The 16,757-nt window shown below is 69.9% G+C and carries 13 protein-coding genes; 10 read left to right on the top strand and 3 right to left on the bottom strand.

Annotation, left to right across the window (positions count from 1 at the left end; all coding sequences use genetic code 11):
* Positions 1-5 precede the first annotated feature (5 nt).
* Positions 6-2,528, top strand: coding sequence for a RelA/SpoT family protein (locus ACOKM3_RS33295; RefSeq protein ID WP_426904949.1), 2,523 nt, complete (start codon positions 6-8; stop codon positions 2,526-2,528).
* 75 nt (positions 2,529-2,603) lie between these two features.
* Here the strand turns inward: ACOKM3_RS33295 and ACOKM3_RS33300 are convergent, their stop codons facing one another.
* Together ACOKM3_RS33300 and ACOKM3_RS33305 are read right to left on the bottom strand one after the other, a co-directional pair.
* Positions 2,604-3,836, bottom strand: coding sequence for a DUF349 domain-containing protein (locus tag ACOKM3_RS33300; RefSeq protein WP_426904950.1), 1,233 nt, complete (start codon positions 3,834-3,836; stop codon positions 2,604-2,606).
* 202 nt (positions 3,837-4,038) lie between these two features.
* On the bottom strand, positions 4,039-4,818 hold the full coding sequence (locus ACOKM3_RS33305) for a peptidylprolyl isomerase (protein ID WP_426904951.1): 780 nt from the start codon (positions 4,816-4,818) through the stop codon (positions 4,039-4,041).
* A gap of 141 nt (positions 4,819-4,959) precedes the next feature.
* Here ACOKM3_RS33305 and ACOKM3_RS33310 point away from each other — a divergent pair, with 141 nt between their 5' ends.
* The 5 genes from ACOKM3_RS33310 (at position 4,960) to rpsD (ending at position 10,157) form a co-directional block, all read left to right on the top strand.
* The gene (locus ACOKM3_RS33310; protein ID WP_426904952.1) at positions 4,960-5,670 is read left to right on the top strand and encodes an MBL fold metallo-hydrolase; all 711 of its coding nucleotides are present in this window, start codon (positions 4,960-4,962) and stop codon (positions 5,668-5,670) included.
* Between the two features lie 13 nt (positions 5,671-5,683).
* Positions 5,684-6,946, top strand: a complete 1,263-nt coding sequence (gene hisS, locus ACOKM3_RS33315; protein ID WP_426904953.1) for a histidine--tRNA ligase — start codon at positions 5,684-5,686, stop codon at positions 6,944-6,946.
* Between the two features lie 177 nt (positions 6,947-7,123).
* Complete coding sequence (locus ACOKM3_RS33320; RefSeq protein ID WP_426904954.1) at positions 7,124-7,765, top strand: vitamin K epoxide reductase family protein; 642 nt, start codon at positions 7,124-7,126, stop codon at positions 7,763-7,765.
* 49 nt (positions 7,766-7,814) lie between these two features.
* On the top strand, positions 7,815-9,182 hold the full coding sequence (locus ACOKM3_RS33325) for a replication-associated recombination protein A (protein WP_426904955.1): 1,368 nt from the start codon (positions 7,815-7,817) through the stop codon (positions 9,180-9,182).
* Between the two features lie 360 nt (positions 9,183-9,542).
* Positions 9,543-10,157 carry a 30S ribosomal protein S4 gene (gene rpsD, locus ACOKM3_RS33330; RefSeq protein WP_327664298.1) on the top strand — a complete coding sequence of 205 codons (615 nt, stop codon included), beginning with the start codon at positions 9,543-9,545 and terminating at the stop codon, positions 10,155-10,157.
* Positions 10,158-10,211: 54 nt separating this feature from the next.
* Here the strand turns inward: rpsD and ACOKM3_RS33335 are convergent, their stop codons facing one another.
* On the bottom strand, positions 10,212-12,455 hold the full coding sequence (locus ACOKM3_RS33335; protein ID WP_426904956.1) for an ATP-binding protein: 2,244 nt from the start codon (positions 12,453-12,455) through the stop codon (positions 10,212-10,214).
* Between the two features lie 200 nt (positions 12,456-12,655).
* Between ACOKM3_RS33335 and ACOKM3_RS33340 the strand changes: the two genes are divergently transcribed.
* The 4 genes from ACOKM3_RS33340 to ruvX are packed head-to-tail and all read left to right on the top strand — an operon-like array spanning position 12,656 to position 16,615.
* Complete coding sequence (locus ACOKM3_RS33340; protein ID WP_267071119.1) at positions 12,656-13,102, top strand: DUF948 domain-containing protein; 447 nt, start codon at positions 12,656-12,658, stop codon at positions 13,100-13,102.
* A gap of 8 nt (positions 13,103-13,110) precedes the next feature.
* On the top strand, positions 13,111-13,479 hold the full coding sequence (locus tag ACOKM3_RS33345) for a DUF6167 family protein (RefSeq protein WP_266721779.1): 369 nt from the start codon (positions 13,111-13,113) through the stop codon (positions 13,477-13,479).
* Complete coding sequence (gene alaS, locus ACOKM3_RS33350) at positions 13,479-16,151, top strand: alanine--tRNA ligase (protein ID WP_426904957.1); 2,673 nt, start codon at positions 13,479-13,481, stop codon at positions 16,149-16,151. Before ACOKM3_RS33345 ends, alaS begins: the two co-directional genes overlap by 1 nt.
* Positions 16,151-16,615 carry a Holliday junction resolvase RuvX gene (gene ruvX, locus ACOKM3_RS33355; protein WP_266721783.1) on the top strand — a complete coding sequence of 155 codons (465 nt, stop codon included), beginning with the start codon at positions 16,151-16,153 and terminating at the stop codon, positions 16,613-16,615. The genes alaS and ruvX overlap by 1 nt, the downstream gene beginning before the upstream one ends.
* Positions 16,616-16,757 lie beyond the last annotated feature (142 nt).

Here is a 16,757-nt window from a genome sequence, read left to right on the forward strand (position 1 = left end):
CGCCGTTGCCAGACGAGGCCAAGCCACTCTCCGCCGCCACGCATGACGAACAGGCAACTGCCGCCGCGGCTCCTTCCCGCACGCCCGAGAAGGACGCGAAGACGGCGAAGCCTGCGCCGCCGAGCGGCACGGCGGCCGAGCAGCCGCGCACCAAGCCTCCCGCGGGCCAGCCGCGCCCCACACCACCGCCGGCGATCCGCGCGGCCACGAACCAGCCGGCCGCGCGCTCCGGCTCTTCCAACCGCGTCCGCGCCCGCCTGGCGCGCCTCGGCGTGCAGCGCTCGAACCCGTACAACCCGGTCCTGGAGCCGCTGCTGCGGATAGTGCGCAGCAACGACCCGAAGATCGAGACGTCCACGCTGCGCCAGGTCGAGCGCGCCTACCAGGTCGCCGAGCGCTGGCACCGCGGCCAGAAGCGCAAGAGCGGCGACCCGTACATCACGCACCCGCTCGCGGTGACGACGATCCTCGCCGAGCTCGGCATGGACCCGGCGACGCTGATGGCGGGCCTGCTGCACGACACGGTCGAGGACACCGAGTACGGCCTGGACACCCTCAAGCGCGACTTCGGCGACCAGGTGGCGCTGCTGGTCGACGGCGTGACGAAGCTGGACAAGGTCAAGTTCGGCGAGGCCGCGCAGGCCGAGACCGTGCGCAAGATGGTCGTCGCGATGGCCAAGGACCCGCGTGTCCTGGTCATCAAGCTCGCCGACCGCCTGCACAACATGCGCACCATGCGCTACCTCAAGCGCGAGAAGCAGGAGAAGAAGGCCCGCGAGACGCTGGAGATCTACGCTCCGCTGGCGCACCGCCTGGGCATGAACACCATCAAGTGGGAGCTGGAGGACCTCGCGTTCGCGATCCTCTACCCCAAGATGTACGACGAGATCGTGCGGCTCGTGGCCGAGCGCGCGCCCAAGCGCGACGAGTACCTGGCCATAGTGACCGACGAGGTGCAGTCCGACCTGCGCGCCGCCCGCATCAAGGCGACCGTCACAGGGCGCCCCAAGCACTACTACAGCGTCTACCAGAAGATGATCGTCCGTGGCCGCGACTTCGCGGAGATCTACGACCTGGTGGGCATCCGCGTCCTCGTCGACACGGTCCGCGACTGCTACGCGGCGCTGGGCACCGTCCACGCCCGCTGGAACCCGGTTCCGGGGCGGTTCAAGGACTACATCGCGATGCCCAAGTTCAACATGTACCAGTCGCTGCACACGACGGTGATCGGCCCCAACGGCAAGCCGGTTGAGCTCCAGATCCGTACGTTCGACATGCACCGCCGCGCCGAGTACGGCATCGCCGCGCACTGGAAGTACAAGCAGGAGGCCGTCGCGGGCGCCTCCAAGGTGCGCACCGACGCGCCCAAGTCGTCCGGCAAGGGCAAGGACGACCACCTCAACGACATGGCCTGGCTGCGCCAGTTGCTCGACTGGCAGAAGGAGACGGAGGACCCGGGGGAATTCCTGGAGTCCCTGCGCTTCGACCTCTCCCGCAACGAGGTCTTCGTCTTCACGCCGAAGGGCGACGTCATAGCGCTCCCGGCCGGGGCGACGCCGGTGGACTTCTCGTACGCGGTCCACACGGAGGTCGGCCACCGGACCATAGGGGCACGCGTCAACGGACGCCTGGTGCCCCTCGAATCCACCCTGGACAACGGCGACTTGGTCGAGGTCTTCACCTCCAAGGCGCAGGGCGCGGGCCCGTCCCGCGACTGGCTCGGCTTCGTGAAGTCGCCGCGTGCGCGCAACAAGATCCGGGCCTGGTTCTCCAAGGAGCGTCGTGAGGAGGCCATCGAGCAGGGCAAGGACGCCATCGCGCGTGCCATGCGCAAGCAGAACCTGCCGATCCAGCGGATCCTCACCGGCGACTCGCTCGTCACGCTCGCGCACGAGATGCGCTACCCCGACATCTCGTCCCTGTACGCCGCCATCGGCGAGGGCCACGTCACGGCGCAGTCCGTCGTGCAGAAGCTCGTGCAGGCCCTCGGCGGCGAGGAGGCGGCCAACGAGGACATCGCGGAGAGCGCACCGCCCTCGCGCGGCCGATCCAAGCGCCGTTCGAACGCCGACCCGGGCGTCGTGGTCAAGGGCGTCGACGACGTCTGGGTGAAGCTGGCGCGCTGCTGCACGCCGGTGCCCGGTGACCCGATCATCGGCTTCGTCACGCGCGGCAGTGGCGTATCGGTTCACCGCAGCGACTGCGTCAACGTGGACTCGCTGTCCCGCGAGCCGGAGCGCATCCTCGAGGTCGAGTGGGCGCCCACGCAGTCGTCCGTCTTCCTGGTCGCCATACAGGTCGAGGCGCTCGACCGCTCGCGGCTCCTGTCCGACGTGACCCGGGTCCTGTCGGACCAGCACGTGAACATCCTGTCCGCGGCGGTCCAGACGTCCCGCGACCGTGTGGCCACATCCCGCTTCACGTTCGAAATGGGCGACCCGAAGCACCTGGGCCATGTCCTGAAGGCGGTCCGGGGCGTCGAGGGCGTGTACGACGTGTACCGGGTGACGTCGGCACGGCGGCCGTAATCAACCGAGCTTCTACGTAGAGGGGCCCGGCACCACGTGGTGCCGGGCCCCTCTACGTAGAAGTGAAGTTCGGCGTCAGCCTCCGAACTCGTGCAACCCCTTGACCGCCTGGTCGAGCAACGCCTGGCGCCCGTCAAGCTCCTTCTGGAGCTTGTCCGCCTTCGCGTTGTTGCCCTGCGCCCGCGCCTGCTCGACCTGACCGCTCAACTTGTCGACCGCCGCCTGCAGCTGACCGGTGAGGCCCTCGGCACGAGCCCGCGCCTCCGGGTTCGTACGGCGCCACTCCGCTTCCTCGGACTCCTGGAGGGCACGCTCCACGGTGTGCATCCGGCCCTCGACCTTCGGGCGGGCGTCCCGCGGGACGTGACCGATGGCCTCCCACCGCTCGTTGATCGAGCGGAACGCGGCACGAGCCGTCTTCAGGTCCTCGATCGGCAGCAGCTTCTCGGCCTCGTCGGCGAGCGCCTCCTTGAGCTTGAGGTTCTCGCCCTGCTCGGCGTCGCGCTCGGCGAACACCGCGCTGCGGGCCGCGAAGAAGATGTCCTGGGCGCCGCGGAAGCGGTTCCACAGGTCGTCCTCGTGCTCGCGCTGCGCACGGCCCGCGGCCTTCCAGTCCGACATCAGATCGCGGTAGCGGGCCGCCGTGGCGCCCCAGTCCGTCGAGTTCGACAGCGACTCGGCCTCCGCGACCAGCTTCTCCTTGGTCTTGCGGGCCTCCTCGCGCTGCGCGTCCAGCGAGGCGAAGTGGGCCTTGCGGCGCTTGGAGAACGCCGAGCGGGCGTGCGAGAAGCGGTGCCACAGCTCGTCGTCCGACTTGCGGTCGAGGCGGGGCAGGCCCTTCCAGGTGTCCACAAGGGCGCGCAGCCGCTCGCCGGCCGCCCGCCACTGCTCGGACTGGGCCAGCTCCTCCGCCTCGACGACCAGCGCCTCCTTGGAGTGCCGCGCCTCGTCGGACTGCTTGGCCTTCTGGACCTTGCGCTCCTCGCGGCGGGCCTCGACGCTCTCCACCAGCTTGTCGAGCCGCTTGCCGAGCGCTTCCAGGTCGCCGATCGCGTGGGCGTCCGTGACCTGCTCGCGCAGGTGCTCGATCGCCGTCATGGCGTCCTTGGCCGACAGGTCGGTCGTCTTCACCCGGCGTTCGAGGAGCCCGATCTCGACGACCAGGCCGTCGTACTTGCGCTTGAAGTAGGCCAGGGCCTCGTCAGGAGACCCCGCCTTCCACGAACCGACCTCTCGCTCGCTGCCGTCGGCCGTACGCACGTACACGGTCCCCGTCTCGTCGACGCGGCCCCACGGGTCGCTGCTCACAGCGCCTCCTCCACATGATGCCTGCGCGGGGCGTCCCGCCCCGGGGCATCGTCCACAGTTTCCTGGCGGGCCCGGCCCGCCCTCCACAACGCGGCTCGAATCCGCGCCGCTCGAAGCCAATCTAGGCGACCGGCCACCCCACTGTCCGCACTCAGCGCGGCTCAATTCCGTGCCCGCACGCGCGTGGGGTGGCCCTTTGGCCTTACTTCTTGCTGACCGTCGCCTTGCTGACCTTGACGGCCTCCTTCGGCGCCCCGTCCTCCGAGCCACCGGTGACGCCCTTCGCCGCGACGTCCTTGACGACCTTGAGGCCCTTCGCGTCCATCGTGCCGACGGGCGTGTACGTGGGCGTCAGCTTGCTGTCCTTGTAGACGAGGAAGAACTGGCTGCCGCCGGAGTCGGGCTGACCGGTGTTCGCCATCGCGACCGTGCCCGCCTTGTAGGTCACCGAGCCGTCCTTGGCCGGCTTGCCGAGCCCGCCCAGGTTCTCGTCGGGGAGCGTGTAGCCGGGGCCGCCCGCGCCGGTGCCCTCGGGGTCGCCGCACTGCAGGACGTAGATGCCCTTGGTGGTGAGGCGGTGGCACTTCGTACCGTCGAAGAAGCCCTTGTCCGCGAGGTGCTTGAACGAGTTCACGGTGTGCGGGGTCTTCGCCGCGTCCATGGCGATCGTGATGTCACCGGCGCTCGTCTTGAAGGCCATGTCGTACTTGGCCTTCTTGTCGATCGCCATCTTGGGTTCGGACGCCTTCTTGCTCGCCGAGGGCGACGGGCTGTCCTTCGCCGCCGAGGTGTCCTTCTTGCCGTCACCGCTGAAGGCCCCGGCGGCGTACGCGCCGCCCGTGCCGAGGACGGCCACCGCGAGCACGGAGGCGATCACGGTGTTGCGGGTGCGCGCCTTGCGTCGAGCGGCCTCGCGCCGCTGCTGCTGGCGCAGGAACTTCTCCCGGGCGAGCTGACGCTGCCGCTGATCCTTGCTGACCACCGGGTCTTCTCCTCGTACGTCTCGTGACCTTCATGGGCCCCTGATAGTGCCCCGTACCGTATATGGGTTCGCTGTGGAATCGGCCGCGCCGGTAGGCTCTGATCCGCCGCATTCCGTTTCGACGACATACGAAGGACGAACGTGCTGATTGCCGGGTTCCCCGCCGGGGCCTGGGGCACCAACTGTTATCTGGTTGCCCCCGCCGCGGGTGAGGAGTGCGTGATCATCGACCCCGGCCACCAGGCCGCCCAGGGTGTCGAGGAAGCGCTCAAGAAGCACCGCCTCAAGCCGGTGGCGGTCGTCCTCACGCACGGGCACATCGACCATGTCGCCTCGGTCGTCCCGGTCTGCGGGGCGCACGACGTCCCGGCCTGGATCCACCCCGACGACCGCTACATGATGAGCGACCCGGAGAAGGGCATCGGCCGCTCCATCGGCATGCCGCTGATGGGCGAGCTGTCCGTGGGGGAGCCGGACGACGTGCGGGAGCTGTCCGACGGCGCGCGGCTGAAGCTCGCGGGGCTCGACTTCAGCGTCGCGCACGCGCCGGGCCATACCAAGGGGTCGGTGACCTTCCAGATGCCCGAGGAGGCGGACATCCCGTCCGTCTTCTTCTCGGGCGATCTGCTCTTCGCCGGCTCCATCGGACGCACCGACCTTCCCGGTGGCTCCATGGACGACATGCTCGAATCGCTGGGCCGTGTGTGCCTGCCGCTCGACGACTCGACCGTGGTGCTGTCCGGACACGGCTCCCAGACGACCATCGGCCAGGAGCGCGCCACCAACCCGTATCTGCGGCAGGTGGCCGCCGGCCAGGGATCCTCCACCGAGGCTCCCCGACGAGGAATGTGACGAGAAACCTCCCGTGAGTACCTTCCAGGCCCCCAAGGGCACCTACGACCTGCTTCCGCCGGACTCCGCGACGTATCTCGCGGTCCGCGAGGCGATCTCCGCCCCGCTGCGGAACTCCGGCTACGGCTACATCGAGACGCCCGGCTTCGAGAACGTCGAGCTCTTCGCGCGCGGTGTCGGCGAGTCCACGGACATCGTCACCAAGGAGATGTACGCCTTCGAGACCAAGGGCGGCGACAGGCTCGCGCTGCGCCCCGAGGGCACCGCCTCTGTGCTGCGCGCCGCCCTGGAGGCCAACCTCCACAAGGCGGGCAACCTCCCGGTCAAGCTCTGGTACTCGGGCTCGTACTACCGCTACGAGCGCCCCCAGAAGGGCCGTTACCGGCACTTCTCCCAGGTGGGCGCCGAGGCGATCGGCGCCGAGGACCCGGCCCTGGACGCCGAGTTGATCATCCTGGCCGACCAGGCGTACCGCTCGCTCGGCCTGCGCAACTTCCGCATCCTGCTCAACTCGCTCGGCGACAAAGAGTGCCGTCCCGTCTACCGGGAGGCGCTGCAGACGTTCCTGCGCGGCCTCGACCTCGACGAGGACACGCTGCGCCGCGCCGACATCAACCCGCTGCGCGTCCTCGACGACAAGCGGCCCGATGTGCAGAAGCAGCTCACGGACGCGCCGCTGCTGCGCGACTACCTGTGCGACGCCTGCAAGGCGTACCACGAGCAGGTGCGCGAGCTGCTGACCGCCGAGGGCGTCGCCTTCGAGGACGACGAGAAGCTGGTCCGCGGCCTGGACTACTACACCCGTACGACCTTCGAGTTTGTCCACGACGGACTCGGCTCGCAGTCCGCGGTCGGCGGCGGCGGCCGCTACGACGGCCTGTCCGAGATGATCGGCGGCCCCTCGCTGCCGTCGGTCGGCTGGGCGCTCGGCGTGGACCGTACGGTCCTGGCCCTGGAGGCGGAGGGCGTCGCGCTCGAACTGCCCGCCACCACCAGCGTGTTCGCGGTGCCGCTCGGCGACGAGGCGCGGCGCGTGCTGTTCGCCAAGGTGACCGAGCTGCGCAAGGCCGGGATCTCGGCGGACTTCTCGTTCGGCGGCAAGGGCCTCAAGGGCGCCATGAAGAACGCCAACCGCTCGGGCGCGCGGTTCACGCTCGTCGCCGGTGAGCGGGATCTGGCCGAGGGTGTCGTGCAGCTCAAGGACATGGAGTCGGGCGAACAGGACGCCGTCGCGGTCGACGAGATCGTGGGCGTGCTCACCGCGAAGCTGAAGTAGGCAGATTTCGCACACTTGATGTTCGAGGCCCCGGAACACGCTTCCGGGGCCTCGAACATTTTCGCCCCCGAGGGCGTACATGCTTATGTCCAACGAACGGTGGACACAGGGGCCGGTGCGGCAGAATGAGGGCGACCGCAGCACACCCACTCGCGTACTCACCTACGGATCGGCGTGATGAGCAAGACGACCACAGCAAGCGACACCGTCTCCCGTGACTCAGGGGCCGATCCCGCACCGCGCTCCGTCGGCGGCAGCCGAGCCTTCGGGCTGCTCCTGGTGATCACCGGAGCGGCCGGGCTGCTCGCCTCGTGGATCATCACGCTCGACAAGCTCAAGCTGGCCGAGGACCCGAACTTCACGCCGGGCTGCTCCCTGAACCCGGTCATCTCCTGCGGCAACATCATGAAGAGCGAGCAGGCGACGGCCTTCGGCTTCCCGAACCCGTGGCTCGGCCTCGTCACCTACGCCATCGTGATCGGCGTCGGCATGAGCCTGCTGGCCAACGCGCGGTTCCCGCGCTGGTACTGGCTGACCTTCAACTTCGGCTGCCTCTTCGGCGTCGGATTCGTGACCTGGCTCCAGTTTCAGTCCCTGTACCGGATCAACGCGCTGTGCCTGTGGTGCTGCCTGGCCTGGGTCGCCACGATCCTGATGTTCTGGTACGTCACGTCCTCCAACATCCGCAACGGGTTCCTGCCGGCGCCGCGCCCGGTCAGGACGTTCTTCGAGGACTTCACCTGGGCCCTGCCGGTGCTGCACATCGGCATCATCGCCGTGCTGATCTTCACGCGCTGGGGCTCCTCGCTCTGGGCCTGAGGGGCCCGTGCCCGCGGCGTTGTCAGTGGCGTGACTTAGGGTTTTGACCGTGGAAGCCGACCTGTTCACCGCCGCAGCCGAAGAGCGCCAGGAGAAGGACCCGTCCGCGAGCCCCCTGGCCGTCCGGATGCGCCCGCGCGTCCTCGACGAGGTCGTCGGCCAGCAGCACCTGCTCAAGCAGGGCTCGCCGCTGCGCCGACTGGTCGGCGAGGGCGGGTCGGGACCCGCGGGCGCCTCCTCGGTGATCCTCTGGGGCCCGCCCGGCATCGGCAAGACCACGCTCGCGTACGTGGTGTCCAAGGCGACGAACAAGCGGTTCGTGGAGCTGTCCGCGATCACCGCCGGCGTCAAGGAAGTACGCGCCGTCATCGAGGGCGCCCGCCGCGCGCTGGGCGCCCACGGCAAGGACACGGTCCTCTTCCTCGACGAGATCCACCGCTTCAGCAAGGCCCAGCAGGACTCGCTGCTGCCCGCCGTCGAGAACCGCTGGGTGACGCTGATCGCGGCGACCACGGAGAACCCCTACTTCTCGGTGATCTCCCCGCTGCTGTCCCGCTCCCTGCTGCTCACCCTCGAATCGCTCACCGACGACGACCTGCGCGGACTGCTCGCGCGTGCGCTCACCGAGGAGCGCGGTCTCGACGGCGCGGTGACGCTCGCAAAGGATGCCGAGGAGCACATCCTGCGGGTGGCCGGCGGCGACGCCCGGCGCGCGCTCACCGCCCTGGAGGCGGCGGCCGGAGCGGCCATCGCCAAGGGCGAGGAGACCATCACCCTCGAAAGCGTCGAGGAGTCGGTGAACCGCGCCGCGGTGACTTATGACCGGGACGGGGACCAGCACTACGACGTGGCGAGCGCCCTCATCAAGTCCATCCGCGGCTCGGACGTGGACGCGGCGCTGCACTACCTGGCCCGCATGATCGAGGCCGGTGAGGACCCCCGCTTCATCGCCCGCCGTCTGATGATCTCCGCCAGCGAGGACATCGGCCTCGCGGATCCGACGGCGCTGCCGACCGCCGTCGCCGCCGCCCAGGCCGTCGCGATGATCGGCTTCCCGGAGGCGGCGCTCACCCTGAGCCACGCGACGATCGCCCTCGCCCTGGCCCCGAAGTCGAACGCGGCGACGACGGCGATCGGCGCCGCCATGGAGGACGTACGCAAGGGCCTGGCAGGACCCGTGCCGCCGCACCTGCGTGACGGGCACTACAAGGGCGCCGCCAAGCTGGGCCACGCACAGGGCTATGTGTATCCGCACGATGTGCCCGGCGGCATCGCCGCCCAGCAGTACGCGCCGGACGCGATAGCGGGCCGCCGCTACTACCAGCCGACGCGCTACGGGGCGGAGGCCCGGTACGCGGACGTGGTGGAGCGGGTCCGCGAGCGGCTCGGGGGCCCTGGCGGCGAGGGGTCCGACTGATCCGGTAGACTGCCCCGAAGTGCTGTGTCCCGTGCCCGGGATCCCGAAAGGGAGACCGGCACCACCAGAGCGGGACATCAAGCCGGGTCCCCCGAACCGTGCGTTCCGCGCGCGGCACAGGAGATCCAGGAGCGTCGCGCACCGTCGAAGGTGTCGCGGGCAGCCCACCACCAGCCCGGCCCGCAAGGGCCCGGAGCCCGGTCGGTGGGCCACTCGCGTGCTGCACGTATGTGCCCAGACCTGGGAGCGGCTGCCCTGCCGTCCGCAAGGACAGCGGTGGGGTTTCCCGGGCTGCGGATTGCGACCTCCCCGAACCCTGGTGAAGCCGTATTCGCATCAGAAACACGAGGTGTTTGGTTCATGCCGAACCAGTCCCGCCCCAAGGTCAAGAAGTCGCGTGCCCTCGGCATCGCGCTGACCCCGAAGGCCGTCAAGTACTTCGAGGCCCGCCCCTACCCGCCGGGCGAGCACGGCCGCGGCCGCAAGCAGAACTCGGACTACAAGGTCCGTCTGCTCGAGAAGCAGCGTCTGCGCGCTCAGTACGACCTGAGCGAGAAGCAGATCGCCCGCGCCTACGACCGCGCCAAGAAGGTCGAGGGCAAGACGGGTGAGGCGCTCGTCATCGAGCTCGAGCGTCGTCTCGACGCCCTGGTTCTCCGTTCGGGCATCGCCCGCACGATCTACCAGGCCCGTCAGATGGTCGTTCACGGCCACATCGAGGTCAACGGCCAGAAGGTCGACAAGCCGTCCTTCCGCGTGAAGCCGGACGACGTCGTCATGGTCCGCGAGCGCAGCCGCAACAAGCCGCTGTTCCAGGTCGCGCGTGAGGGTGGCTTCGCCCCCGAGGGCGAGACCCCGCGTTACCTCCAGGTGAACCTGAAGGCCCTGGCCTTCCGCCTGGACCGTGACCCGAACCGCAAGGAGATCCCCGTGATCTGCGACGAGCAGCTCGTCGTCGAGTACTACGCCCGCTGATCTCCCTCACCGGAGTCTCCCTCAGGGGAGTGCGGACGTAGTCTCACCTGCGTTTCAGCCCGCCGTCTCGCCACCCTTCCAGGTGTGCGAGGCGGCGGGTTCGCGTTTCCCCCGGGCCGGTTCCGCGGGGCGGGCCGGATGCGGGACCACCGTGGCCGGGCGCTGCCGCCGGCCGCTGCTCAGCGCGCGCGCCACCGCCTCGTCGTGCTCCAACTGCTCGCCCGAGCGCGCGAGTTCGGCGTATCGGGCGTCGCCGAGCGTCTGCCGTGCCTGCGTCTCGCACCGCTTGTGCGGCGTGCTGTAGTGGGCCGAGCCGAACAGCGGCAGCCCCACGGAGGGCCACATCCGGGCCGCCGCCCCTTGCAGTACCGCCGCCTCGGCGGCGTCCCCCTCCTCGACCGTGATCAGGGCGAGCAGCTCCATCGACAGCACCGTGCCCAGCAGATCGTGGAACTCGTGGCCGATGGCCAGGCACTCGTCGAGCAGCCGGCGCGCCTGCGCGTAACCACCCTCCGTCCACTGCGCGAACGCCAGCACATAGAGCGCGTACGCGAGGGTCCAGCGCTCCCCGTGGTCCTCGCACACCTGTCGTACGTCCGCGCACAGTGCCACGGCCTCCGCCAGGTCGCCCTGGAAGGCGAGCGCCATCGCCAGCTCGACCTGGCCCATCAGCACGTTGCTGTTGAGCTCGCCGATCTCCCGGTAGCTGGTCAGCGCGGTACGCAGCAGGTCCTCGGCGCGCGGCAGGTCGTCGGCGACCAGGGCCAGGCACCCGGTGCGGTGCACCGCGTACGCGAGCGCCGTGGCGTCGCCGGCGCGCTCCGCCTCCTCGTGACACTCCTGCAGCGCGGCGAGCGCGGGCACCGTGTCGCCCTGCAGAATCGCGACGTAGCCGAGCACCCACAGTGCCTTGAGGCGCGAGGCCCCGTACTCCGTGTCCTCGCCGGCGAGTCCTGGGCGGACGTCACCGTCGTCGAACTCGGCGTCCGGGCCGACGCTGCGGTCCAGCCAGTGCCGCCCCTCGGAGAGCCGCCCGCAGCCGGCCCAGTAGAACCAGAGCGTGCCCGCGAGGTACTGGCCCAGATGCGTCTCGCCCGGTTCGGTCAGGCAGTGTTCGAGGGCCGCCCGCAGATTCGGCAGCTCCGCCTCGATCCGGGTCGCCACCTCGCCCTGCCGCGGCGAGAACCAGTCCAGCTCGCACCAGGTGGCCAGGCCCATGTACCAGTCGCGGTGCCTGCGCCGCATCCGGCGGCCGTCGCCCAGGTTGTCCAGCCACTCGGCCCCGTACGCGCGCACCGTGTCGAGCATCCGGTAGCGCACCCCGACCCCGGCCTCTTCGCGGACGACGACGGACTGCGCGAGCAGCTCGTCGAGGACGTCGACGACGTCGTCCGCGGGCAGGCTCTCGCCACCGCACACGTACTCCGCCGCCTCCAGGTCGAACGAGCCGGAGAACACCGAGAGGCGCGCCCACAGCAACCGCTCCTGCGGCGTGCACAGTTCATGGCTCCAGCCGATCGTGGTGCGCAGCGTCTGGTGGCGCGGCAGCGCGTCCCTGCCGCCACCGCGCAACAGCCGGAACCGGTCGTCGAGCCGCTCCATCAGCTGCGGCGGCGACAGCACCCGCAGCCGCCCGGCCGCGAGCTCCACCGCCAGCGGCAGACAGTCGAGGTGGCGACACACCTCCAGCACGTCCACCAGCGTCCGCCCGTCCAGCCGGAACCCGGGCAGCAGCGCCGTGGCCCGGTCCGCGAACAGCTCCGCCGCGTCGACCGGCGGCAGCGGCGCCAGCGGGAACACCCGCTCCCCGTCCACGGCGAGCGGTCTGCGGCCCACCGCGATCACCCGGAGCCCCGGCGCCGCGGGCAGCAGGTCCCGTATGAGGGAGGCGCACGCCTCGACGAGGTGTTCGAACCCGTCCAGCACGAGGACGAGCCGGCGCTCGGCGAGGTGGTCCACCAGCATTTGGCGGGGCGCGCGCGTGGTGTGATCGGTGAGGCCGAGGGCCTCGGCGAGCGTGTACTCGACGAGCTCCGGCAGCCGCACGGTCGCCAGCTCCACCCGCCACACCCCGTCGGGACACAGGGAGCGCGGGACCCGGGCGGCGGCGTGGGCGGCGAAGCGGGACTTGCCGACGCCGCCGACTCCGGTGACCGTGACCAGGCGGCCCGACTCGAGCGCCGCCGTCAGCGCCGTGAGTTCGGTGCCGCGGCCTACGAAACGGTTGAGTTCGTGGGGGAGGTTGCCGGGTTGTGGGGGACCGGCGGGGACATCTGTGGGGCGCGAAGTGCGTCGCATGGGGCACAGAGCGTACTCAGGCGTGCGCGGTCCGTACAATCGCTCTCCCGAATGTCCACCGCTCGGGACGCGAATGCGGTACGGAGCGCGGGGTCGGGCGCGATAGGCTCGGGGGACGACTTTTTGATGTTCAGAAGCTGTGCGTTCGTACGGAGTGTGTTCGCACAGAGCTTTCGTACCGAGCTAGGGAGCGGTGCCACGTGTCCGGTGGAGAGGTTGCCGGGATTCTGGTGGCTGTCTTCTGGGCGATCCTGGTCTCCTTCCTCGCGGTGGCGCTCGTGAGGCTGGCCCAGACGCTCAGGGCGACCACCAAGCTGGTCGCGGACGTGACCGAACAGGCCGTCCCGCTGCTCGCCGACGCCTCCGCCGCGGTGCGCTCCGCGCAGACCCAGATCGACCGCGTCGACTCGATCGCCTCGGACGTCCAGGAAGTCACGTCGAACGCGTCGGCGCTCTCCTCCACCGTGGCCTCCACCTTCGGCGGCCCGCTGGTCAAGGTGGCCGCGTTCGGCTACGGAGTGCGCCGGGCCATCGGCGGCCGGGGCAAGGACGCGCCCGCCAAGGAGTCGCGCCGTACCGTGATCGTGGGGCGCCCGCTCCCCGAGGCGCGGCGCGCCAAGCGGGCCAACCGGAACAAGAGGGACTGACCGAAGACATGTTCCGCCGTACGTTCTGGTTCACCGCGGGCGCAGCCGCCGGCGTATGGGCCACCACGAAGGTCAACCGCAAGCTCAAGCAGCTGACGCCGGAGTCGCTCGCGGCCCAGGCCGCCAACAAGGCGGTCGAGGCCGGCCACAAGCTCAAGGACTTCGCTCTCGACGTCCGCGACAACATGGCCGAACGCGAGGCCGAACTGGGCGACGCCCTCGGCATCAACGAGGCGCCGGATCCCGAACCGCTGCCGCAGAGCCGCTTCGCGGTCATCCAGAACACCTTCGCCACGAAGCAGACCAAGCAACTCAAGCAACCCAAGTACCTCGAGAACACGCGGTACTCGATCAACAATCGGAATGAGGACCACTGATGGAGTCGGCTGAAATCCGTCGCCGCTGGCTGAGCTTCTTCGAGGAGCGTGGCCACAAGGTCGTGCCCTCGGCGTCGCTCATCGCGGACGACCCGACTCTGCTGCTCGTCCCCGCAGGCATGGTCCCGTTCAAGCCCTACTTCCTGGGTGAGGTCAAGCCGCCCGCGCCGCGCGCCACTTCGGTCCAGAAGTGCGTGCGCACGCCGGACATCGAAGAGGTCGGCAAGACCACCCGGCACGGCACGTTCTTCCAGATGTGCGGCAACTTCTCCTTCGGGGACTACTTCAAGGAAGGCGCCATCAAGTACGCCTGGGAGCTGCTCACCAGCTCCGTGGCGGACGGTGGCTACGGCCTGGAGCCCGAGAAGCTCTGGATCACCGTCTACCTCGACGACGACGAGGCCGAGCGCATCTGGCACGAGGTCGTCGGCGTACCGAAGGAGCGCATCCAGCGCCTGGGCAAGAAGGACAACTTCTGGTCCATGGGCGTCCCGGGTCCCTGCGGCCCGTGCTCCGAGATCAATTACGACCGCGGCCCCGAGTTCGGCGAAGAGGGCGGCCCGGCCGTCAACGACGAGCGCTACGTGGAGATCTGGAACCTGGTCTTCATGCAGTACGAGCGCGGCCCGGGCACCGGCAAGGACGACTTCGAGATCCTCGGCGACCTGCCCTCGCAGAACATCGACACGGGTCTCGGCCTCGAGCGCCTCGCGATGATCCTCCAGGGCGTACAGAACATGTACGAGACGGACACCCTGCGCGTCATCATCGACAAGGCCACCGAGCTGACCGGCGTCGCCTACGGCGCCAAGCGCGACTCGGACGTCTCGCTGCGCGTCGTCGCCGACCACATGCGTACGTCGACGATGCTCATCGGCGACGGCGTCACGCCCGGCAACGAGGGCCGCGGCTATGTGCTGCGCCGCATCATGCGCCGCGCCATCCGCAACATGCGCATCCTCGGTGCCACGGGCCCCGTCGCGCAGGAGCTGCTCGACGTCGTGATCGACACGATGGGCCTGCAGTACCCGGAGCTGATCTCGGACCGCAAGCGCATCGAGCAGGTCGCGCTCGCCGAGGAGGCCGCGTTCCTCAAGGCCCTCAAGGGCGGCACGAACATCCTGGACACCGCTGTCACCGAGACGAAGGCCGCCGGCAAGTCGGTCCTCGCCGGCGACAAGGCGTTCCTGCTGCACGACACGTGGGGCTTCCCGATCGACCTCACCCTGGAGATGGCCGCCGAGCAGGGCCTGTCCGTGGACGAGGACGGCTTCCGGCGCCTGATGAAGGAGCAGCGGGAGCGCGCCAAGGCGGACGCCCAGGCCAAGAAGACCGGCCACGTGAACGCCGGCGCGTACCGCGAGATCGCCGACGCCGCCGGTGCCACCGATTTCATCGGCTACTCGGCCACGCAGGGCGAGTCGACGGTCGTCGGCCTGCTGGTGAACGGCGTCTCCTCGCCGGCCGCCACCGAGGGCGACGAGGTGGAGGTCGTCCTCGACCGCACCCCGTTCTACGCCGAGGGCGGTGGCCAGATCGGCGACACCGGCCGCATCAAGCTGGACAACGGCGCGGTCGTCGAGGTCCGCGACTGCCAGAAGCCGGTTCCCGGCGTCTACGTCCACAAGGGCGTCGTCCAGGTCGGCGAGGTGACCGTCGGCGCCCCGGCCCAGGCGATCATCGACGTGACCCGCCGCCGCGCCATCGCCCGCGCCCACTCCGCCACGCACCTGACCCACCAGGCGCTGCGCGACGCGCTCGGCCCGACGGCCGCGCAGGCCGGCTCCGAGAACCAGCCGGGCCGCTTCCGCTTCGACTTCGGTTCGCCGTCCGCCGTGCCCACGGCCGTGATGACGGACGTCGAGCAGAAGATCAACGAGGTGCTTGCCCGCGAGCTCGACGTGCACGCCGAGGTCATGTCGATCGACGAAGCCAAGAAGCAGGGCGCCATCGCCGAGTTCGGCGAGAAGTACGGCGAGCGCGTCCGCGTCGTCACCATGGGCGACTTCTCCAAGGAGCTCTGCGGCGGCACGCACGTGCACAACACCGCCCAGCTCGGCCTGGTGAAGCTGCTCGGCGAGTCCTCCATCGGCTCCGGCGTGCGCCGCATCGAGGCCCTCGTCGGCGTCGACGCGTACAACTTCCTCGCCAAGGAGCACACGGTCGTCGCCCAGCTCCAGGAGCTGATCAAGGGCCGCTCCGAGGAGCTGCCCGACAAGGTCTCCGCGATGCTCGGCAAGCTCAAGGACGCCGAGAAGGAGATCGAGAAGTTCCGCGCGGAGAAGGTCCTCCAGGCCGCCGCCGGGCTCGCCGAGAGCGCCAAGGACGTGCGTGGCGTCGCCGTCGTCACCGGCCAGGTCCCGGACGGCACGTCCGCTGACGACCTGCGCAAGCTGGTGCTCGACGTGCGCGGCCGCATCCAGGGCGGCCGCCCCGCGGTCGTCGCGCTCTTCACCACGGCCAACGGCAAGCCGCTCACGGTCATCGCCACCAACGACGCCGCCCGCGACCGCGGCCTCAAGGCCGGCGACCTGGTCCGTACGGCTGCCAAGACCCTCGGCGGCGGTGGCGGCGGCAAGCCGGACGTCGCGCAGGGCGGCGGCCAGAACCCGGCCGCGATCGGCGACGCCATCGACGCCGTCGAGCGCCTCGTCGCGGAGACCGCGAACTGATGCGCCGAGGCCGCCGTCTGGCGATCGACGTCGGGGACGCCCGGATCGGGGTCGCTTCCTGCGACCCCGACGGGATCCTCGCGACTCCGGTGGAGACCGTGCCGGGACGCGACGTCCCGGCCGCCCACCGGCGGTTGAAGGCCATCGTCGAGGAGTACGAGCCGATCGAGATCGTCGTCGGACTCCCTCGCTCCCTCAAGGGGGGCGAGGGCCCGGCGGCCGCCAAGGTCCGCGGCTTCGCCCAGGAACTCGCCCGAGGCGTGGCACCCGTTCCGGTGAGACTTCTCGACGAGAGGATGACCACAGTGACGGCCAGCCAGGGACTGCGCGCCAGCGGTGTTAAGTCCAAAAAGGGCCGCTCTGTCATCGACCAGGCGGCCGCCGTCATCATCCTCCAGCAGGCCCTGGAGTCCGAACGGGCGTCAGGAACCGCTCCCGGCGAGGGCGTCGAAGTGGTTGTCTGATCGCGATACGGTAACGTTCCGCGCGACCGGCGGTGTTCGAATAGCCGCCGCACAGCATCAAGAGGCGGAACGGTTGCCCTTCCTGATCAGGCTTCCTGAGGGGACTTCCTGATCGGACAGCGGCCCATCCCGCCTCGCGGCT

Origin of the sequence: Streptomyces nidicola, from assembly GCF_050106155.1 — a bacterium.
In the GTDB taxonomy this organism is placed as follows: domain Bacteria; phylum Actinomycetota; class Actinomycetes; order Streptomycetales; family Streptomycetaceae; genus Streptomyces.